The sequence below is a fragment of the Streptomyces sp. NPDC104096 genome, assembly GCF_055584385.1.
Map to the genome: position 1 here is coordinate 166,093 of NZ_JBVJMD010000013.1, position 18,395 is coordinate 184,487.

Genomic DNA, 18,395 nt, shown 5'->3' on the forward strand with positions numbered 1-18,395 from the left:
CCGGACCCGGGGCCGTTACGGCATCCGGTCGCCGAGCAGTGCCAGGTTCTCGATGGCGGCGAGGCCGTAGAGCGCGGTGTCGTTGCTCGACACCCAGGCGGCCTCGCTGCCCGCGACCAGGGTGACCGGGCCGCTGAGCTGTTCCGTCTTCCACGGTGAGGACTCCGTGTAGCCGTCGGAGCCGTAGAACTTCGCCCAGGCCCGCTGGGCGAGTGCCGCGTCGCCGGTCTGGACTGCGGCGTAGGCGTCGAGGCGGGAGTGGCCCTGGAAGAGCAGCAGGGTGCCGAAGTCGGTGCCGTACCGGGCCGCCTGTTCGGTCTTGGAGGCGTTGAAGTAGCGGCAGTAGTCGTAGTAGGCCGCGTCGAAGGCCGGTATGTCGGTGAGGTGGATCAGTTCGGCGCACAGTTCGTTCAGGCCGAAGACGGCCGACAGGTGGGAGACGCCGACGACGGGCGTGGTGGCGACGGCGAACCTGCCGGTGTCCAGGTCGTACAGGCCGCTGCCCTGGACGAAGCCGTTGGGCTGGGCGGCGATGCCCTCCATCGTGGACAGCACGCGGGCCTTGGCCTTCTCCCACTTGGGACCCTTGCGTTCCCACTCGGTGAGCCAGGCCGAGACCAGGCCGCTCCAGTCGGTGCCGAAACCGATGGACAGGGCGTGCCGGTCGGGGGTGTAGGTGTCGGTGCGGACCTTGCGGTTGGGGTCGAGGACGAGGAACGTCTCGTCGGAGTCGACGTTGGCGTGCATGAGGTCGCCCACCCGCTCGTCGGCGGTGAGGAAGTAGTAGAAGCGCCGGTAGGTGGTGTTGGCGATGCGCTGCTGCTTGGCGCTGTCGGCGTAGTGCTGCACACCGTGCCGGGTGCCGAGGCCGGCCCACTGGCCGAGGTGGTAGACGTCGACCTCGCCGGTGTGCCGGGTCATGGCCTCGGCGAAGCGGAAGATGTCGGAGCGGCCGGAGCGCAGGTAGGCGTACCAGAGCCAGAGGTCGGGCGACAGCTCGGAGTTGTCCCAGGCGTAGCCGCCGACGTCGTAGCGCCACACGTGCCGGACCGTGTCGTAGGTGTGCATGATGTCGCCGTAGTCCCAGAAGCCGTACCAACGGCGCATCTCCACCTGGTCCTTGTAATAGGTGAAGAGGAAGTCGAGGTGGTCCTCGATCTTCGCCTTGGCCGGGGTGGAGCGGTCCGGCTCGGAGTAGAGGCCGGGGCCGAAGACCTTGGCCTTGATGAGTTGCTTCGGCGGCGCGGCGAGCTGGGGCAGGACGCGCACCGCCTCGACCTGGGCGGCGAGTTGCTCGGGGGTGGGGGTCGACTCGTTGGCCCAGAAGAGGAGTTCGGAGGTGCGGGCGATGCCGTACGGGGTGCCGAACTCCGGCTCGTAGTCCTCGTAGGTGATGTTGAGGCCTTCGAGCTGCTTCGCGTACGTGTCCTGGCCCATGCCGTCGTGGTAGAAGCGCAGGTCCATGGGCTGCGCCTCGGGCGACCAGAGCCAGACGGTCACCTCGGCCGCGTCGGTCCGGGCGTCGCGGATGTCGAGCTGGGCGGGGTACTTCTCCCAGAAGTCGCGCAGGCCGAAGGAGAGTCCGCCGCTCGCGCCGCCGACGTAGCCGAACCCGGAGGCGCGCCGGCCGCCGCCCGCGCCGATCCAGCCGTGGCCCTTCTTCGTCCGCTTGCGGACCGTGAAGCCGTCGGCGGACAGTTGGGAGAGCGTGTAGTCGCCCCACTCGGGGATGTACTGGAGCCGGGTCGTCACCCGCTGGTCCCAGGTCGACGGGTCGGGCAGCTTCCGACCGGCGTACTGGGCGGCCTGGACGGCCGCTCCGGGGTCGCGGCGCAGTCCGGTGACGCCCTGGACGGCCTCGCGCAGCAGGCCGGTGCCCTCGCCGCCGAGGCGGATGTGGCGGTCGTAGGCCGCGTCCCGCATCGGCACGGTGAAGCGGACGCCGAGGCCGCGGATGAAGTCGCCACCGGCCTTGCCGGGCTCCTGGGTGCCGTCGTAGGTGATGGTGTGCACCATGCGGAAGGAGTCGGCGCCCGCGTAGAAGTAGAGGCGGATCGAGAACGGCAGCCAACTGCGGCTGCCCTTGCGGTGCTTGCCGTCGATGCGCACGACCGCGCGGACCGGGCCGTCCTGCTCGACGGTCACCTCGGCGATGACGCTCTCGAAGCGCTCGGTCTTCACCGAGCCCTGGTCCTCGTCCTCGATCTCCGGCTGGCGGATCAGTACGAGGCGGCCGTTGCCGGCGATCTCCGTCGAGCCGCGGGTGACGGACTTGATGAGCGTCGTCCCGGAGGTGCCGATCCGCGCGGTGATCACCCCGGTCGACACGGAGACGGCGCCGCCGCTGCGGTCGACGGTCACCTTCTTCTCGGCCTGCGCGGGGGTGCCGGCGGCGAGGGTGAGCCTGCCGGTCCCCTCGGCGACCGCGTGCGCGGTCCACTTCAGGGAGCCGTCCGGCCAGTAGGCGATCGGCCAGGACTGGACGGGGACGGCCCGGCCGTCGGCGTCCGTCAGCGCGAAGGTCTGGTCCTCCTGGTAGGTGCCCATGGGCCAGGGCACGCCGAGGGTGGAGCCGGGGGCGGCGCCGAGGCCGCCGTCCTCCAGCCAGTCCAGGGTCACCGGGTCGTCGTCGGCCGCCGCCGCGGTCGGTGCGGCCTGGGCGGTGCCGCTGCCGAGCGCCCAGCTGAACTGGGCGGCGGCGCCGGCGACGGCCGCCGCCTTCAGAAGGGACCTGCGGGGAATGGGAGACATGGATGCAGCCTTTCCTTGCCGTGCGGACGCAGGGGATGGTCAGGGGCATGACAGAGCAGGGCGCGACGGGCGCGGCGCCGACAGCACGTACGTGGTGCCGGTGGTGCGTCAGTGGTTCCGGTGGCGTTCGCGACGCTCTTCCACGGCGACCGCCGCCCCCGCGACCGCGCCGAGAACGGGTACGGCGAGTGGTGCGGTGAGCAGGCCGGAGAGGACCACCACCGCCAGTCCGCCGACGATCAGGAACGATCCGGCGGGGTCGAGCACCGTACGACGGCCGGCCGCGGCCACCAGCGAGCGCCAGCGCGCCCCCGGCGTCCACACCGCCGCCGCGCGCAGCCCGGTCACGGTGAGACCGATCAGGGCGGCCAGGCCGACCGCGCCGACGAGCGGTCCACCGGGCAGTCCGGCCCGCGAGGCCCGGACGTCGACCCAGACCGCCGCCGTGGCCGCCCACCAGACCAGCCCGGCGAGCGCGCCGCCGGGCAGGGCCGCGCCGAAGTCGGCCACGAACTCCCGGAGCCCGCCGCCCTCGTGGCGGACCCGGCGGCGCAGATGGCCCGCCCCGGCGGCGAACGCGGCGGGGGCGGTGACCACGCCCAGCGAGGCCACCGCGATCCACACGCCGGTGAGCAGACACTCGGCGAACACCCCGAACCGCTCCGCGAGCGGGGACTCCTCGGGCTCCTTGCGCGCCTTCACCCGTGCTTCGGCCATGGTGGGACCGTTCAGCCCTTCAGTCCGGAGGTCGCCATACCGTCGATGAGGTACCGCTGGAAGGCGAGGAAGAACAGCAGCACCGGCAGCAGTGCCACCAGCGACATCGCGATCAGCCCGCCGTAGTTGGACGCGAGGCCGTCGGAGTCGCGGAACATCGTCAGTCCCAGCGAGACGGTGTACTTGCCGGGCTCGTTGAGGTAGATCAGCGGGCCCATGAAGTCGTTCCAGGCGTTGATGAAGGTGAAGATCGCGCTGGTGATGAGGGCCGGCCGGCACAGCGGCAGCACGACCGACCAGTAGATCCGCAGATGGCCGCAGCCGTCGAGCCGGGCCGCCTCGTCGAGCTCCTTCGGCAGGTTGCGCATGAACTGCACCATCAGGAAGACGAAGAACGCCTCCGTGGCCAGGTACTTGCCCAGCAGCAGCGGCACATAGGTGTTGATGAGCTCCATCTTCTGGAACATCACGTACTGCGGGACGAGCAGCACGTGGTACGGCAGCAGCAGCGTGCCGATCATCAGGGTGAACAGCAGGTTCCGGCCCGCGAACCTGATCTTGGCGAAGGCGTACGCGGTCAGCGAGCAGGAGATCAGCACACCGGCCACGGCGCCGAGCGCGTAGAAGAGGGAGTTCTGGAAGAACGACCAGATCGAGACGTCCGCTATGCCGTCGGCGAGGCCGGTGAAGTTGTCCAGGACGGGCTCGGCCGGGAAGAGCTCCAGGCTGCCCAGGATGTCCTTGCTCGGCTTGAACGACGCGCCGATCACCCACAGGACGGGGTAGAGCACGGCGGCGAGGACGAGCAGGGAGCCGAGGTGCCAGACCAGCGAGCCGGCCCGGCGGCGGGACACGGCCGGGCGGTGCGCGACGGGAGCGGTGGCCGGCGGGGCGGTGGTCGGCGGGACCGTGGCGCTCATCGGGTGTCCTCCGTGTCGTTCTCGTAGTGCACCCACTTCTTCTGCGACCAGAAGAGGACGGCCGTCACCAGGGCCACGGCCAGCAGCAGCATCCAGGCCATCGCGGAGGCGAAGCCCATCTGCGCGTTCTTGAAGCCCTGCTGGTAGAGGTAGCAGGTGTAGACGAGGGTGGCGTCGGCCGGACCGCAGCTGGTGTTGGAGACGACGTAGGCGGAGCCGAAGATCTGGAACGAGTGGATGGTCTCCAGCAGCACGTTGAAGAACAGCACGGGGGAGATCATCGGCAGGGTGATGTTCCAGAACCGGCGCAGCGGTCCGGCCCCGTCCATCGCCGCCGCCTCGTACAGCTCCCTCGGCACCTGCTTGAGACCGGCCAGGAAGATGACCATCGGGGCGCCGAACTGCCAGACCGTGAGCGCGACCAGGCAGTAGAGGATCCAGTCGGGGTTGCCGACCCAGCCGCCGACATGGACGCCGAACACCGACATGCCCTGGTCCACGACGGCACCGTCGGAGAACAGCGCCCGCCATACGAAGCCGACGGACACGCTCGCCCCGATCAGGGACGGGGCGTAGAACGCGGCCCGGTAGAAGGCCTGGCCGCGCCTGCTCTGCGCGAGCAGCAGGGCGACGCCGAGGGCCAGCAGCAGCTTCAGCGGGGTGCCGATGACGACGTACTTGGCCGTCACCTCCACCGACTTCTGCCACCGGGGATCGTCGAACATCCGCGTGAAGTTGCCGAAGCCGATCCACCTGGGGCTGGTGAACAGGTTGTAGTCGGTGAACGCGAAGTACAGCGAGGCGGCCATCGGGCCCGCGGTCAGGAGCAGGAAGCCCGCGATCCACGGGGACATGAACAGGTAGCCGGCGAGATTCTCCCGGCGCCCCCGCCGGCGTACGGCGGGAGCTCCGGAGCGGACCTTCCGCAGGGCCGGCACGGCGTCCTTGACGAGCGTCACGGGTGTTCCCAATCAGGTCAGGCCTGGAAGGCGGCCTCGGACTCGGAGAAGAACTGCTTCACGGCGTCGGGGACCTTGGTCTTGCCCTGGGCCATGTCGCCGCTGATGCGCAGGAAGGCGGCCTCGACCGTGTCGGCGCCGGACGGGTGCGGGGTGATGGCCCCGAGGACGCCCGCCGCCGCGGTGTCCTGCTCGTACTGCGCGATCTCCTTGCCGACGGCGTCGGTCGGCTTGTAGGCGTCGAACTGGTCGGTGGTGGCCAGGACGCCCCGGTCGTAGCCCATGATCTTGCCGACCTCGGGGTCGTGGACCATGAAGTCGATGAACTGGGCGACCTCCTTGGGATGCTGGGTGCGCGCCGAGGCGCTCAGCATCAGGGAGGCGAGGTACTGCCCGGTGTCCTTGCCGTCCGTGGTGGGGATCGGCGCGAGGCCGTACTCGCTGGTGCCCTCCGCCGAGTAACGGACCGTGAAGTTGTCCCAGGTGAACTCGCAGGCGGCGTGCCCCGCCGAGAGGGACGACTTGGGCTTGTCCTGCTCGACGGTCTTGGGCGAGGTGATGATCCCGGCCTTGACCCGGTTGTAGGCGTCCGTCCACCACTCCGTCAGGTCGGTCTGCTCGAAGCCGAGACCGTCCTTGCCGAAGAACGCCTTGCCGTTCTGCCGCAGATAGAGGTCGTACAGGTACATGATGCCGAAGTAGCCGGTGTCGCCCGGGACCTTGGTCCTGTCGTGGATGGTCTTCAGGGCCTTGAAGTACTCGTCCCAGGTCCAGCCCGGCTGCGGGTCGACGCCCGCCTTCGCGAGCACCTTCTTGTCGACGACCAGCGCCATGGTGTTGGACCCGACCGGGACGCCGAGCTGCTTGCCGTCGACCTCGCCGACCTTGGTGACTCCGGCGCGGAAGTGGTCGAGGCTCAGATTGCCAGCGTCGATCTGCGACTTGAGGTCCATCAGGATGCCGCGTTTGTCGTACTTCCGAAGAAATCCGACGGCGTTCTGGAATACGTCCGGCGGATTTCCGCCGGCGGCCTGTGTCTGGAACTTCTCCCAGAAAGAGGCGTAGTCCTGGAAGTCGGTCTTCACCTTGATCTTCGGATACTTCTTCTCGAAGAGCGCGATGGACCGATTGATCCTCTTGGCCCGTTCGTCGGCACCCCACCACGAGTAACGGATCGTCACGGTCCCGTCGGCCGACGTGCCGCTGTCGCCGCCGCAGCCCGTCGTGGCGGCGAGGCCCAGCGTGGCCATCGAGGCCCCGGCCACCTTCAGGATCGTGCGCCTCTCAACATTCCCGGTTCCCACAGTCGGGCCCCTCCCCGCAGCGTCGTTGCCGCTCATGAATCGTTTCAAGTAAGCGCTTGCTGCCACAAGTTACGGAGGGGTTGAGGGTGCGTCAATGATTCGGACAGGAAATTCTTCCCAGGCACCCCGGCGGCCCCGCGGCCCGGGAGTCCCGAGGGCGGTACCGGTCCGGCCGATGGCGCAGGTGGGGCGACCGAGGCCGGCCGGCCGAACGGAGGGCGGGGCGGCGCGCAGCGGCGCGGACCGGCCGGAAGCCGACGGTACGGCGGGGGCCCGGAGGGGCTCGCCCCCGACGGTACGGCGGAGGCCAGGGGGTGACGGCGGGGGCGCGGCGCGGGGGCGGCCGGAGTCCCGGAGGTGGCGGCGGGGAGGGTGGCCGGAGCGCAGCGAGGGCGCATCCCGGGCGCGAGCGCATCGCGCCCTCACCCGACGGGCAGGCGGCGCGCCCGCCTCCGACGAACAACGGCCCAGGCGGTGCGCCTGCCTCCCGACGAACAACGGCCCACCTGCGTATTCGCAGATGGGCCGTTGTGTCCGGGTGGGCGATACTGGGTTCGAACCAGTGACCTCTTCGGTGTGAACGAAGCGCTCTCCCACTGAGCTAATCGCCCGGGCACAGGAAGAACATTACCCCATGTCAGGGGGTGCCTGTGACCGGTGGCGGGCGACGCCGGCCGGGCTTGGCGCCCGGCCCCGGATCACTGGTCCTCGATCTTCCAGGGCATCACGACGCCGAACTTCGAGACATAGATCCCGACGAGAACGGCCACGATCACCAGGCCGATCACCATCAGGGTGATGTTGCGTCGCCGCACCTTGGGGTCGAGTGCCTTCTGCGCCGCCTCGGTGACCTTGCGTTTGGTCCAGCGCAGCACCAGCTGGGCCCACACGAACTCGGTCGCCCAGATCGCCATGCCGCCGAAGATCACGACCCAGCCCGGCCCGGGCAGCGGCAGCATGATCACGCCGGCGACCACGACCGCCAGGCCCACCACGAAGACGCCCACCTGCCAGCTCAGGTGCAACATGCGGCGAGCCTTGACGAACTCCGGCGCCTTGGAGCCGAGCCCGTTCCCGCTCCCGCCCGCCTCGTCCGGCCCGTCGGCCCTCGCCCCGCCCGGTCTTCCGGCCGGTCCGGTCTCGTCCGATGTCACGGCGACCTCGCCCGGCTCGTCACTCCCCGTGTTCATACGGATGAACACTACCCGAGACAAACCGGTCACCGAAATGGTCCTGGCGCCCGCACGGATCCTCGGCCGAAAGAGTTACATAAAGGCACGCAAAACACTCAGAGGGGTTTACAACGGCACCGTAGGTGGCATGTCGATTTCGCCGACGTGCGAATCCCCGAGCGCACACTGAGCGGAAAGGCCCTGGCGCTTATGAACACCACGGTCAGCTGCGAGCTGCACCTGCGCCTCGTTGTGTCGAGCGAGTCCTCCCTGCCTGTCCCCGCAGGCCTGCGGTACGACACGGCCGACCCCTACGCCGTGCACGCCACCTTCCACACCGGAGCCGAGGAGACCGTCGAGTGGGTGTTCGCCCGCGACCTCCTGGCTGAGGGACTTCACCGTCCCACCGGCACCGGCGACGTCCGCGTATGGCCGTCGCGCAGCCATGGCCAGGGCGTCGTGTGTATCGCCCTGAGCTCTCCGGAGGGTGAGGCTCTGCTCGAGGCCCCGGCGCGGGCCCTGGAGTCGTTCCTGAAGCGGACTGATGCCGCGGTGCCGCCCGGCACCGAGCATCGGCACTTCGATCTGGATCAGGAACTTTCACACATCCTGGCGGAGAGCTAGGCCGAGGCCGCCACAGAGCCGCCCGGCGCCGTCCACTCGGGGAGACGGCTCGGGCCAAGACAACCGCATACGGTATGCACCGACGCCGTCACCGTGGGGCCCCACGGTGACGGCGTCGGTGTGCCCGTCGCGGCCGGCATGTCTTGAATCCGGTCGGCATGACTTCGCGCCGGGAGGGAAGGCGGGGCGGTGACGGTGGTGACTCGCCGTCGCGGTCGCGCCGAAAGACCGGGGCGGTGACAGAGAGTCACCATTGGCATCCGCACGGGTGCCCGGGGCCGAGCCGACCGGGAACGCCTGCGGGGCCGGGGCCGTTCCATGGGCAGGTGCGGTCCACGCACCGCCGTCGCCATGGTCGCGGGAACCACTACCATCGGCCAGCATCGGCGGGCGCCCGCCCACCCCCAGGCCAGGGAGCGAAATGTGCTGATCACCCACGACACCCGGCGTGCCCTCGACGCCGTGGTGGATCTGGTCAACACCGCACCGGAGGACGAGACGGCCCCGGACGGGCTGGCGGACCTCCGGGCCCTCACGGATTTCGTACGAAAGCACGAGGTCAGTGATGTCGGGGTGCTGTCGGAGTTCGACCTGTCGGCGGTGCGCCGGATCCGCGGTCGGTTCGCCGGGATCTTCGCGGCCCGGGACGCCCGGACCGCAGCCGGAATGATCAACGAACTGGTCGCGGCCGCGGGCACCACGCCCCGGCTCACGGACCACGACGGCTACGACTGGCATGTGCACTACTTCGCCCCGGGCGCCTCCATCGCCGACCACCTGGCGGCCGACTGCGGGATGGCGCTGGCGTTCTTCGTGGTGGCCGGGGAGGAGGAGCGGCTGCGCCGCTGCGAGGCACCGGACTGCCGGCGCGCCTTCGTCGACCTCTCCCGCAACCGCTCCCGGCGGTACTGCGACAGCAGGACCTGCGGCAACCGTCTGCATGTGGCCGCTTACCGGGCACGCCGCAAGGAAGCCGCGGGCTGAGGCCCGTCGGGGCACGTGACGCGCGGTCGAGGCGGGCGCGCGGTCGAGGCGGGCGCGCGGGCCACCGAGGCGGGCGCGCGGGCCACCGAGGCGGGCGCGCGGTCGAATCGGACGGGTCACCGCGGCGTGCGGGCAGGCGAATCGGACAGGGTCCGACCATGACGGACCGTGCGGGATGCGACGCGATCCCCGGCGGGTGACGCCGGGGAACGCGGGTACGGCTCACAGCATCAGCAGGTCATGCAAAGAGGCCATGAGGAGCAGACACCCGATCACCGCCAGGAAGATCATCAGCGGTGGCTGGGAAAGGGCGAATAGGCATCCGCGCGGCTCGTCCTGCTGCGGCGCGGCATCGCTCTGTTGCGTGTCCAGCATCTCGCGGCGATGATGACGCAGCCGACCCCGCCCACGCGATCAACACGCCCGTAAAGAGCGGGAGTTCGCCGGATTCCGTGACACCCGGAACGGGGCATGATCACACACTGGGCAAGGCTTGATCATTTTCTGACCGACCCGGACCCTCTGTGTCGTTTCAGCCCGGGTCGGGCTCGTCGCCCGCCGGAACTCCCCGACGTCGGATCCCGTGCTTCCCCGACGTCAGATCCCGTGCTTCTTCAGGATGGCCTCGATGTCACTGAAGTCGTCCGCGGGAGCCTGCCCCGACGTGGCCGCGGGCCGGCCGGCCGGGCGGGTGCCGGGTCCCAGCGCACGGGCCGGGGCCGCGGGCTCCGCCGCCCCGCGCGGTGCCGAGCCGGCCTCCTTGCGCTGCTTACGGCTGCCGCCGCCGCGCCGCTCCACGGCGCGCGTGGTCGCGAACAGCGCCCAGGACGCGGCGAGCGCGCCGAATCCCGCCCAGGCCGTGGGGCTGAAGGCGGTGTCGGCGGCCCAGCCGACGACACCCGTCATCACCAGGCCGATCGGAATGAGGGAGTAGGCGGCGATCCGGGCGGCCTTGAGGAAACGCCTGCGGTAGGCCGTGACGGCCGCGATGCCCAGGCCTGCCACGGAGACGGCGGAACAGACGGTCTCGGCAATCATCCGGTCCTCCAGGCAGGGTTCGTCGGGCAAGGGACACTTCGTCCCCTCCATCCTGCACCGCCCGGACCTCGTCGGGCCATCGTCCGGCCCCACATCAGGGACATCTCCGGGTCGGCTCCTCCGCAGGTGCCGGTCGCGGCCGCCGGTCCGCCGGTCCCGTCGGCCGGCCGTCCCGACGACCGCGACGGCCCGGGTTGGGACGGCCGCGCGGGGCTGGGAGACTGGGGGCATGAGCGACTCCTCCCCCGCACACCCCACCGCCCCCGCCGTACTCGACGTGTGGTGCGAACTCCAGTGCCCGGACTGCCGCAGCGCACTCGACGATCTGCGTGCCCTGCGCGAGCGGTACGGCGACCGGCTGGAGCTGCGGCTGCGGCACTTCCCGCTGGAGAAGCACAAGCACGCGTTCGCCGCGGCGCAGGCCGTCGAGGAGGCCTTGGAGCAGGGACAGGGCTGGCCGTACGTCGAGGCGGTCCTGGGCCGGGTCGAGGAACTCGACCGCCGGGGAGAGCGCTTCCTGGTCGAGGTGGCCGGGGAACTCGGCCTGGACGCCGAGGAGTTCGACACGGCACTCGTCGACGGCCGGCACATCCTGATCGTGGACGCCGACCAGGCCGAGGGCAAGGCCATCGGCGTGACCGGCACCCCCACCTATGTCATCGGCGGCGAGCGCCTCGACGGCGGCAAGAGCCAGGACGGGCTGCGCGAGCGCATCGAGGAGATCGCGGACCGGCTCCTGGCCGGGTGACCGTCCGCCGGGGCCCGGACCCGAGCCGGGCCCCGGACCTGCCCCCCATCACGCCCGGCCCCCGAACCCGACCGGGCCTACAGCAGGTGCTTGTAGAAGACGCGCTCCCGGGTCTCGTAACCGAGCGACTCGTACAGCCGCTCGGCCGGGGTGTTCCCCGCGAACACGTTGAGGCCGAGGGTGCGGCTGCCCGCGGCGATCGCCTGGGCCTCCGCCAGCAGCATGAGCGTACGGCCGTGTCCGTGGCCGCGACGGTCGGCGTCGACCTCCACGTCGTAGACGAAGGCGCCGCCGTCACCCCGGCCCAGCCACAGGACGCCCACCCGGATCCCCTCGTGCTCCAGGACGCTGAACGTGGTGTCCGCGGTGGCGACCCCCCGCGCGCGCAACTGCTCGTGGTCCCGGCGTGACTTGGCGTACGCCTCGGCCTCGGGCAGGCCCCGCTCGATCCACGCCTGCGCGTACGCCTGCGACTCATGGGCCAGCCAGGTCTCGAACTCGTCCCCCGTCATGGGCCGCGCCCGACTGCCGGCGGGCAGCTCCGGCGCGGCGCCGGAGAGCGGCTTGGCCATGATGCGGTTGCGCAGGACGTAGCCCAGGTTCGTGGCGAGCCGGACCGCCGTCGGGGCGTCCTCGGGGACGACCGCCTCGATCTGCCGGCAGCCCCAGCCGCGCGCCACCTCCTCGGCGGCGAGCGCGGCGACCGTGCCCCGGCCGCGTCGGCGGTCCGGCTCCTCCACGCGCAGGTCCAGGATCCGGGCCACCGACTCGCCGAGGCTCGGGGAGGTACTGAGGTGGATCGCGCCCACGGGACGGCTGTTCACACACACCTGGTAGCGGCGTGAGCGCAGCCCGTCGGCGGCGCGCTGGAGCGGCTCGGTCGGCCGCAGGGTCGTGGTCATCAGGGGTGTTCTACCCGGTACCGCGCCTCGGGACAGCCGAATTGTTTTCCCGGGTGCGCCCCGCGCCCCGGCCGGTCCATGCCGCACCTCACACCTCACCCGCCCCGGCCGGGGTTCCGGGTCACGGATCGAGGTCGTGCCCCGAGCGCTCGTCGAAGATCCGCATGGCCTTGGCGGTCACGGGGCCCGGCGCGCCGGGGAGTTCGCGCCCGTCGACGCGGTGCACGGCCTGGACGTCGCGCAGGGTGGAGGTCAGGAAGACCTCCTCCGCCCGCTCCAGGACGTCCAGCGGCAGGTCGGTCTCCTTCGCGCCGGTCCACTCGACCGCCAGCGCGCGCGTGATGCCCGCGAGACAGCCGGAGGCGATCGGCGGGGTGTGGATCTCGCCGTCGAGGACGACGAAGACATTGGAACCCGTGCCCTCGCAGAGCTGTCCCACGGTGTTGGCGAAGAGGGCCTCGGAGGCGCCGTGCGCGTGCGCGCGGGCCAGGGCGACGACGTTCTCGGCGTACGAGGTGGTCTTCAGTCCGGTGAGCGCGCCGCGTTCGTTGCGGGTCCAGGGGACCGTGACGACGGCGGTGGAGTCGGCGCGGCGGTCGGTCGCGCCGAGGGCGACCACGAGGGTCGGGCCCTCGGCGCCGCGGTCGGAGCCCAGCGGGCCGTGGCCGCCGGTGTACGTGACGCGCAGCCGGCCGAGCGGCATCGGGTTGGCCTCGACGACGGCGGCGCAGGCGCGGCGGACCTCGTCGAGGTCGGGGTCGGGCAGGCCCAGGCCGCGCGCGGACCGGGTGAGCCGGTCGAGGTGCCGGGTGAGCGCGAACGGTCTGCTCTCGACCGTCTTCACCGTCTCGAAGATGCCGTCGCCCACGGTCAGCCCGTGGTCGAAGACGGACACCCGGGCGGACTCGGCGTCCCTCAGGCCGCCGTCGAGCCAGATCCTCACGTCAGTGCCTCTCCATCTGCGCTTGCCCCGTACGTTCCCGACGCTACCGCGAGCAGCCGGGACGCCTTCAGTTCGGTCTCCCGCCACTCCCCCTCGGGGTCGGACCCCCAGGTGATGCCGGCTCCGGTGCCGAAGCGCAGGACGCCTTCGGCGCGGTCGATCCAGAAGGTGCGGATGCCGACGGCCAGCTCGCCCTCGCCGCGGTCGGCGTCGACCCAGCCGATGCCGCCGCAGTACGGGCCGCGCGGCACCGTCTCCAGGGCGGAGATGATCCGCAGGGCGCTGGACTTGGGGGCGCCGGTGACCGAGCCGGGCGGGAAGGCGGCGGCGAGCAGTTCCGGCCAGCCGGCGCCCTGGCGCAGTTCGCCGCGGACCGTGGAGACGAGGTGGACCAGGCCGGGGTGCTTCTCGACGGCGCACAGGTCGGGGACGGTGACGCTGCCGGTGGCGCAGACCTGCCCGATGTCGTTGCGGACCAGGTCCACGATCATCACGTTCTCGGCGTAGTCCTTCTCCAGCAGGTCCGCCTCGGTGCGGCCGGTGCCCTTGATCGGACCGGACTCGACCGTGCGGCCGTCGCGGCGCAGGAAGAGCTCGGGCGAGGCGGTGGCGATCTCCACACCGTGCCGGGGCAACCGAATCGTTCCTGCATACGGTGCCGGGTTGCCGCGGGCGAGCAGCGCGGTGAGGGCGGCCACATCGGCGTCGGGCGCGACCGGCGCGGACAGCACCCGGCAGAGGTTCGCCTGGTACACCTCGCCGGCCGCGATGTGGTCGCGGATCCGCTGGACGGCGGCCGTGTAGGCGGCGCGGTCGAGGGAGGAGGTCCAGTCGGCGACCGCCGGACCGCGCCAGCCGCCCGGCACCGGGGCCGGCACCGGTTCCCTGTGTACGTCCGCGAACCGGGCGCAGGTCAGACGGCCCTCGAAGTCGGCGCAGACGGCCCAGAAACCGGCCGAGTCCAGGGCCGCGGGGTCGCTGGTGACATCGAGCAGGCCGGTGGCGACACGGTCGCCGAAGCGGGCCAGGGGAGGGAGGTCGAGCACGTTGTCGAGTCTAGGCGGGTGACGTTCGGGTGGCCCCGCCGTGTCCGGTCGGGGGGCCTGCGCAGGTCCGCGGGGGGACGCGGGGCAGCACGCTGCGCAAACGCGTTTTTGTGCTGGCCCGGGAATCCGCTAGAGTTCAACACGTCGCCGGGACGCGCAAGCGGAACGGAAACGACAAGCGGACGTAGCTCAGTTGGTAGAGCGCAACCTTGCCAAGGTTGAGGTCGCGAGTTCGAGCCTCGTCGTCCGCTCGAAGGAAACAGGGGTCTTCCCGATCCCCTACACTCCTGGTGGAGTGGCCGAGAGGCGAGGCAACGGCCTGCAAAGCCGTCTACACGGGTTCAAATCCCGTCTCCACCTCCAAGGACGATTAGCTCAGCGGGAGAGCGCTTCCCTGACACGGAAGAGGTCACTGGTTCAATCCCAGTATCGTCCACTGGCCCGTAAGGGCTCTGATCCGCAAGGATCCCCGCGCGATTAGCTCAGCGGGAGAGCGCTTCCCTGACACGGAAGAGGTCACTGGTTCAATCCCAGTATCGCGCACGCAGTGCCCACGATCGACTCCTTGGAGTCATCGTGGTCCCGAGGACGATTAGCTCAGCGGGAGAGCGCTTCCCTGACACGGAAGAGGTCACTGGTTCAATCCCAGTATCGTCCACGCACCGGATCCCCCGGCCGTCGCGTACGGCCGGGGGATTCCTCGTGTCAGGACGAGAACAGCATGTGGCCGAAGCTCTTGTGACGGTGGCCGCCGTAGTGCCCACCGCCGTGGTGGCCGCCGCCGTGTCCGCCGCCGTGCGGGGCACCCCAGGCGGGCGCCGACGGCGCGGGGTACGCCTGCGGAGCGGACGGCGGCGGGGCAGGCTGGGTCCACTGGGACTCCAGGCGGGTCAGCGCCTCCAGCTCGCCGTAGTCGAGGAAGATCCCCCGGCAGCCGCTGCACTGCTCGATCTGGACACCGTTGCGGTTGTACGTGTGCATCGGCGCATGGCACTTCGGACAATGCATGGTCGGCTCAACTCCTCGTAGATCGGTCCTGCTTCGCGTCTCACCAGGACAGACTCTGCCCGGCCGCGGTCGGTTGCACCCTACTTCGCGAAGTCCCCTCCCAACTCCAGGGGGATCGCGCCCATTCGGGCACATGCGTCGACAACGGACAGTTCCACTTCGTCCAGGGGCCGGTCCGCGGTGATCGCCTTGGCCACGGCACGGGCGGCGCTCTGCACGGTCAGGGCACGGGCCGGGACGTCCAGGACGGGCCAGGGGTCGCCGTCCGCGGGCACGGCGGGGCCCTCCGCCGTGCGGTAGGCGGTCAGGAACCGGGTCCATTCGTCGGGCGGGAGCAGTCCGCAGGCGTACCAGGCGGCGGGGCGCGCCAGGTCCCAGGCCGCGACGCCGGTGCCGAGGTCGTCGATGTCGATCAGCCGCCAGGGGCCGTCCGGGGCCGGGTGCCGTACCAACTGGCCGAGGTGCAGGTCGCCGTGGCAGAGGGTGGTCCGGTCCGGCATCGGGGCCGCGTCGCGGGCCCAGGCGGGCAGGGTGGCCCAGGCGCGCAGGACCGCCGGGACGGCCGGATGCGGGACGGGCACGGCAGCCAGCAGGGCCACGGCGCGGGCGGCCTTGGCGGGGCCGCGCATCGGGGGCGGTGCGTGCGGGGCGGCCGGGGCCGGCGTCCGGTGCAGCCGGGCGAGGAGGGTGCCCGCCGCTTCCCAGGGAGCGGCGTCGGGGTCGTCCGGGTCCACGGGGCTGCCGTACGGCCAGAGGGTCACGAGCCGGCCGTCGACCGGGGCCGGGGTCGGCTCCAGCGGGGGCAGCAGGACGTCCGGGAGGGCGGTGGCCACGCGAAGCCGCAGGGCCAGTTCGGTGCGGGCGGTGTCCGGGGCGTGGGCCTTGGCGACGGTCCCGGCGTGCCGGACGACGGTGGCGTCCGGGCGGTCGGCGAGGGTGGCGAGGGTGCTGGGGGTGTCGCAGAGACAGGGGGTGCCCTCCGGATGGGCCGCGGTCCGGGCCTTCTCGGTGAGTGCGGGCAGCAGCAGGTCGGCGGTCACGGGTCCCCCAGCGTCGTACGGCTCTGGCCGGAGCGTACGCAACCGGATCGGGGCGCCGAACGGCACCTGGGTGGACCGGGCCGGGACGCGGGACGGCGCCCGGGTGGACCGGACCGGAGCACAGGACGCGCTCGGGTGGACCGGGCCGGGCACGGGACGGCGCTCGGGTGGACCGGACCGGGGCGCCGGACGGCGCTCGGGTGGAGCCGACGGGGAAACGGCAATGCCGGCGCAGCTCCCCAGCCGCGCCGGCATCATCTGCCGTCCGTCGCACCCCCGTCCCCACGGGGTTTCATGGGTGGATGTCCCCGCCCGGACCGCTCTTCCGGGCCTGGGGTCGCCGCTCAGCGCCCCAGCATCACTCCCACGGACGACGCTTGTGTGGCCACCGTCTCCCAGCCGTCGAACACCAGCAGGAGCAGGGCCGCCAGGGGGAGGGCCATGAGCGTCGCCACCAGCGGGTGGCGCCGGCCCGTGCGGCGTGGGCGCGTGAAGCGCCCCTGGGTGCGGATCGCCGTCCGCGGTGCCGTGTGGGCCATGGTCCCTCTCCTGACCGTGTTGCGTTGTCGTCGACAGCGGCGGGTGTCTGACCTCGGGGGACGAGTGCTGCACCCGCCGCTTGACTTCAAATCTAGGGGCGCGGCGCCGGTCGGGCGTCATGCCCTCGTACCGATTGGCGGGCCTCCCCGAGGATGAGCCGTCACCTGCGATGTACTCCGCAGGGTGGAGACGGGGTTCCAGGACTCGGGGTCATCCCCGAGGGGGTGTCCGGTGTACCCCCGCATTTCCGGACTGTCCTCGCGGGTCCTCGTCCGCCCGGCCGGGAGCCGGCACTCCGGTACGCCGGGAGGAGGAGCTTACGGACGATCGGACTTCCGTGTCATGGGAGCGGTTCAGGAGACCCACAGACGGTGACTTCGCTCACTTCCCGCACATCTCGGGACACCCCGGACCCCGCCCGGCGGCCCGTGCCGACCCCCGCCGTCCGGTACGTCCGCGTCCTCCCGCAGGTGCGCACGTCACGCTCCGGGTCACTGGCCCCTTCATGTCCAACGCCCCTGTCTCAGCACGCGGTTGACCGGTCACCCGGCTCAAACCGGCTCTGCCGTCAGCCTCCCTGACCACTCCTCATATCCCGCGCCCGGCAAGCACAATCCATCCGGCCGAGAGGGCGCGGCCTCTGCGCGCGGGCGGCTGTGGAAACGTAAGCTGTGGCACGTCACACGGACCGGGCAGCGGGGATGAACATGGCGATGATGCGCCTGAGGCGCGAGGACCCGCGCGTCGTCGGCTCGTTCAGGCTTCACAGACGGCTCGGCGCGGGCGGGATGGGCGTCGTCTACCTGGGCTCCGACAAGAAGGGGCAGCGGGTCGCGCTGAAGGTGATCCGGCCCGATCTGGCGGAGGACCAGGAGTTCCGCTCGCGGTTCGCGCGCGAGGTGTCCGCGGCGCGGCGGATCCGCGGGGGGTGCACGGCACGGCTGGTGGCCGCCGACCTGGACGCGGACCGTCCCTGGTTCGCCACGCAGTACGTGCCCGGCCCGTCCCTGCACGACAAGGTCGCCGACGAGGGTCCGCTCGGCGCGGCCGAGGCCGCCGCGATCGGCGCGGCCCTGTCGGAGGGGCTGGTCGCGGTGCACGAGGCGGGGGTCGTGCACCGGGACCTGAAGCCGTCCAACATCCTGCTGTCCCCCAAGGGGCCGCGGATCATCGACTTCGGCATCGCCTGGGCGACCGGCGCCTCCACGCTCACCCACGTCGGCACCGCGGTCGGTTCCCCCGGCTTCCTCGCCCCCGAGCAGGTGCGCGGGGCCGCCGTCACCCCGGCGACGGACGTGTTCTCGCTGGGCGCCACCCTCGCGTACGCCTCCACCGCCGACTCGCCTTTCGGGCACGGCAGTTCCGAGGTGATGCTGTACCGGGTGGTGCACGAGGAGGCCCATCTGCACGGCGTGCCCGACGCGCTGGCCCCGCTGGTGCGCGCCTGCCTGGCGAAGGACCCCGAGGAACGGCCCAGCACGCTCGAACTGTCCTTGCGGCTCAAGGAGATCGCCGCCCGTGAGGCGCAGGGCCTGACCGACGGACGGCCGCCCGCGCCGCGCGCGGGCGAGGCCGACCGGCCCACCGGGCGGCTGGCCGAGGCCAGTTATCCGGAGCAGCTGCGGGCCGCGCCCCGCCGGACGCCGGGGCATCCGGGAGGGCAGGGGACTCCGCCGCCCCGGGGCGGCACTCCCACCCC

At 71.5% G+C, this 18,395-nt stretch carries 18 protein-coding genes and 6 tRNA genes; 9 read left to right on the forward strand and 15 right to left on the reverse strand.

Features of this window, described 5'->3' with window-relative positions; translation table 11 throughout:
• Nucleotides 1-15: 15 nt before the first annotated feature.
• The 7 genes from ACZ60B_RS16875 to ACZ60B_RS16905 all read right to left on the reverse strand — a co-directional run bounded on the left by ACZ60B_RS16875 (nucleotide 16) and on the right by ACZ60B_RS16905 (nucleotide 7,841).
• Complete coding sequence (locus ACZ60B_RS16875) at nucleotides 16-2,751, reverse strand: exo-rhamnogalacturonan lyase family protein (protein ID WP_469387600.1); 2,736 nt, start codon at nucleotides 2,749-2,751, stop codon at nucleotides 16-18.
• A gap of 108 nt (nucleotides 2,752-2,859) precedes the next feature.
• On the reverse strand, nucleotides 2,860-3,468 hold the full coding sequence (locus ACZ60B_RS16880) for a hypothetical protein (RefSeq protein WP_469387602.1): 609 nt from the start codon (nucleotides 3,466-3,468) through the stop codon (nucleotides 2,860-2,862).
• Between the two features lie 11 nt (nucleotides 3,469-3,479).
• The gene (locus ACZ60B_RS16885; RefSeq protein ID WP_469387604.1) at nucleotides 3,480-4,388 is read right to left on the reverse strand and encodes a carbohydrate ABC transporter permease; all 909 of its coding nucleotides are present in this window, start codon (nucleotides 4,386-4,388) and stop codon (nucleotides 3,480-3,482) included.
• On the reverse strand, nucleotides 4,385-5,347 hold the full coding sequence (locus ACZ60B_RS16890; RefSeq protein ID WP_469387607.1) for a carbohydrate ABC transporter permease: 963 nt from the start codon (nucleotides 5,345-5,347) through the stop codon (nucleotides 4,385-4,387). Before ACZ60B_RS16890 ends, ACZ60B_RS16885 begins: the two co-directional genes overlap by 4 nt.
• Before the next feature lie 17 nt (nucleotides 5,348-5,364).
• Nucleotides 5,365-6,651, reverse strand: coding sequence for an ABC transporter substrate-binding protein (locus ACZ60B_RS16895; RefSeq protein WP_469387609.1), 1,287 nt, complete (start codon nucleotides 6,649-6,651; stop codon nucleotides 5,365-5,367).
• Between the two features lie 539 nt (nucleotides 6,652-7,190).
• Nucleotides 7,191-7,262 (reverse strand) — tRNA-Val (locus ACZ60B_RS16900).
• Nucleotides 7,263-7,349: 87 nt separating this feature from the next.
• On the reverse strand, nucleotides 7,350-7,841 hold the full coding sequence (locus ACZ60B_RS16905) for a TIGR02611 family protein (RefSeq protein WP_469387611.1): 492 nt from the start codon (nucleotides 7,839-7,841) through the stop codon (nucleotides 7,350-7,352).
• Nucleotides 7,842-8,033: 192 nt separating this feature from the next.
• On the opposite strand from ACZ60B_RS16905, the gene ACZ60B_RS16910 reads away from it, so the two are divergent.
• Nucleotides 8,034-8,447 (forward strand): SsgA family sporulation/cell division regulator, encoded by a 414-nt coding sequence (locus tag ACZ60B_RS16910; RefSeq protein WP_004002642.1) that lies wholly within the window; start codon nucleotides 8,034-8,036, stop codon nucleotides 8,445-8,447.
• 423 nt (nucleotides 8,448-8,870) lie between these two features.
• Complete coding sequence (locus tag ACZ60B_RS16915; RefSeq protein ID WP_469387613.1) at nucleotides 8,871-9,431, forward strand: CGNR zinc finger domain-containing protein; 561 nt, start codon at nucleotides 8,871-8,873, stop codon at nucleotides 9,429-9,431.
• Nucleotides 9,432-9,653: 222 nt separating this feature from the next.
• Here ACZ60B_RS16915 and ACZ60B_RS16920 read toward each other — a convergent pair whose 3' ends face one another.
• Both ACZ60B_RS16920 and ACZ60B_RS16925 read right to left on the reverse strand, forming a co-directional pair.
• The gene (locus ACZ60B_RS16920; protein WP_351618985.1) at nucleotides 9,654-9,806 is read right to left on the reverse strand and encodes a hypothetical protein; all 153 of its coding nucleotides are present in this window, start codon (nucleotides 9,804-9,806) and stop codon (nucleotides 9,654-9,656) included.
• 222 nt (nucleotides 9,807-10,028) lie between these two features.
• Nucleotides 10,029-10,520, reverse strand: a complete 492-nt coding sequence (locus tag ACZ60B_RS16925) for a hypothetical protein (protein ID WP_469387615.1) — start codon at nucleotides 10,518-10,520, stop codon at nucleotides 10,029-10,031.
• 178 nt (nucleotides 10,521-10,698) lie between these two features.
• Between ACZ60B_RS16925 and ACZ60B_RS16930 the strand changes: the two genes are divergently transcribed.
• Nucleotides 10,699-11,217: a DsbA family protein gene (locus ACZ60B_RS16930; protein ID WP_469387617.1), complete on the forward strand. Its 519-nt coding sequence runs from the start codon at nucleotides 10,699-10,701 to the stop codon at nucleotides 11,215-11,217.
• Between the two features lie 77 nt (nucleotides 11,218-11,294).
• Here ACZ60B_RS16930 and ACZ60B_RS16935 read toward each other — a convergent pair whose 3' ends face one another.
• The 3 genes from ACZ60B_RS16935 to ACZ60B_RS16945 form a co-directional block, all read right to left on the reverse strand.
• The gene (locus ACZ60B_RS16935) at nucleotides 11,295-12,119 is read right to left on the reverse strand and encodes a GNAT family N-acetyltransferase (RefSeq protein WP_469387619.1); all 825 of its coding nucleotides are present in this window, start codon (nucleotides 12,117-12,119) and stop codon (nucleotides 11,295-11,297) included.
• A gap of 121 nt (nucleotides 12,120-12,240) precedes the next feature.
• Nucleotides 12,241-13,062 (reverse strand): aminotransferase class IV, encoded by an 822-nt coding sequence (locus tag ACZ60B_RS16940; protein WP_469387621.1) that lies wholly within the window; start codon nucleotides 13,060-13,062, stop codon nucleotides 12,241-12,243.
• A complete protein-coding gene (locus ACZ60B_RS16945) occupies nucleotides 13,059-14,108 on the reverse strand; it encodes a chorismate-binding protein (protein ID WP_469387623.1) in 1,050 nt (349 codons plus the stop codon). Before ACZ60B_RS16945 ends, ACZ60B_RS16940 begins: the two co-directional genes overlap by 4 nt.
• A 178-nt stretch (nucleotides 14,109-14,286) precedes the next feature.
• Between ACZ60B_RS16945 and ACZ60B_RS16950 the strand changes: the two genes are divergently transcribed.
• The 5 genes from ACZ60B_RS16950 (at nucleotide 14,287) to ACZ60B_RS16970 (ending at nucleotide 14,766) form a co-directional block, all read left to right on the forward strand.
• Nucleotides 14,287-14,359: transfer RNA gene (locus ACZ60B_RS16950), tRNA-Gly, on the forward strand.
• 38 nt (nucleotides 14,360-14,397) lie between these two features.
• Nucleotides 14,398-14,471, forward strand: a tRNA-Cys gene (locus ACZ60B_RS16955).
• A 1-nt stretch (nucleotide 14,472) separates the two neighbouring features.
• Nucleotides 14,473-14,544 (forward strand) — tRNA-Val (locus ACZ60B_RS16960).
• Between the two features lie 35 nt (nucleotides 14,545-14,579).
• Nucleotides 14,580-14,651, forward strand: a tRNA-Val gene (locus ACZ60B_RS16965).
• A 43-nt stretch (nucleotides 14,652-14,694) separates the two neighbouring features.
• Nucleotides 14,695-14,766: transfer RNA gene (locus ACZ60B_RS16970), tRNA-Val, on the forward strand.
• Between the two features lie 47 nt (nucleotides 14,767-14,813).
• On the opposite strand, the gene ACZ60B_RS16975 is transcribed toward ACZ60B_RS16970, so the two are convergent.
• From ACZ60B_RS16975 to ACZ60B_RS16985, 3 genes are all read right to left on the reverse strand, one after another.
• A complete protein-coding gene (locus ACZ60B_RS16975; protein WP_469387625.1) occupies nucleotides 14,814-15,116 on the reverse strand; it encodes a TFIIB-type zinc ribbon-containing protein in 303 nt (100 codons plus the stop codon).
• A gap of 80 nt (nucleotides 15,117-15,196) precedes the next feature.
• Complete coding sequence (locus ACZ60B_RS16980; RefSeq protein ID WP_469387626.1) at nucleotides 15,197-16,156, reverse strand: phosphotransferase; 960 nt, start codon at nucleotides 16,154-16,156, stop codon at nucleotides 15,197-15,199.
• Between the two features lie 344 nt (nucleotides 16,157-16,500).
• Nucleotides 16,501-16,695 (reverse strand): hypothetical protein, encoded by a 195-nt coding sequence (locus tag ACZ60B_RS16985; protein WP_469387627.1) that lies wholly within the window; start codon nucleotides 16,693-16,695, stop codon nucleotides 16,501-16,503.
• Between the two features lie 702 nt (nucleotides 16,696-17,397).
• On the opposite strand from ACZ60B_RS16985, the gene ACZ60B_RS16990 reads away from it, so the two are divergent.
• The coding region (locus ACZ60B_RS16990) for a serine/threonine-protein kinase (protein ID WP_469387645.1) at nucleotides 17,398-18,395 on the forward strand (998 nt) is incomplete at its 3' end.

Coding starts and splice junctions, on each gene's coding strand:
- ACZ60B_RS16975 (WP_469387625.1), bottom strand. CDS start 15,116: ATGCATTGTCCGAAGTGCCATGCGCCGATGCACACGTACAACCGCAAC.
- ACZ60B_RS16885 (WP_469387604.1), bottom strand. CDS start 4,388: ATGAGCGCCACGGTCCCGCCGACCACCGCCCCGCCGGCCACCGCTCCC.
- ACZ60B_RS16910 (WP_004002642.1), top strand. CDS start 8,034: ATGAACACCACGGTCAGCTGCGAGCTGCACCTGCGCCTCGTTGTGTCG.
- ACZ60B_RS16920 (WP_351618985.1), bottom strand. CDS start 9,806: ATGCTGGACACGCAACAGAGCGATGCCGCGCCGCAGCAGGACGAGCCG.
- ACZ60B_RS16905 (WP_469387611.1), bottom strand. CDS start 7,841: ATGAACACGGGGAGTGACGAGCCGGGCGAGGTCGCCGTGACATCGGAC.
- ACZ60B_RS16930 (WP_469387617.1), top strand. CDS start 10,699: ATGAGCGACTCCTCCCCCGCACACCCCACCGCCCCCGCCGTACTCGAC.
- ACZ60B_RS16875 (WP_469387600.1), bottom strand. CDS start 2,751: ATGTCTCCCATTCCCCGCAGGTCCCTTCTGAAGGCGGCGGCCGTCGCC.
- ACZ60B_RS16985 (WP_469387627.1), bottom strand. CDS start 16,695: ATGGCCCACACGGCACCGCGGACGGCGATCCGCACCCAGGGGCGCTTC.
- ACZ60B_RS16925 (WP_469387615.1), bottom strand. CDS start 10,520: ATGGAGGGGACGAAGTGTCCCTTGCCCGACGAACCCTGCCTGGAGGAC.
- ACZ60B_RS16935 (WP_469387619.1), bottom strand. CDS start 12,119: ATGACCACGACCCTGCGGCCGACCGAGCCGCTCCAGCGCGCCGCCGAC.
- ACZ60B_RS16880 (WP_469387602.1), bottom strand. CDS start 3,468: ATGGCCGAAGCACGGGTGAAGGCGCGCAAGGAGCCCGAGGAGTCCCCG.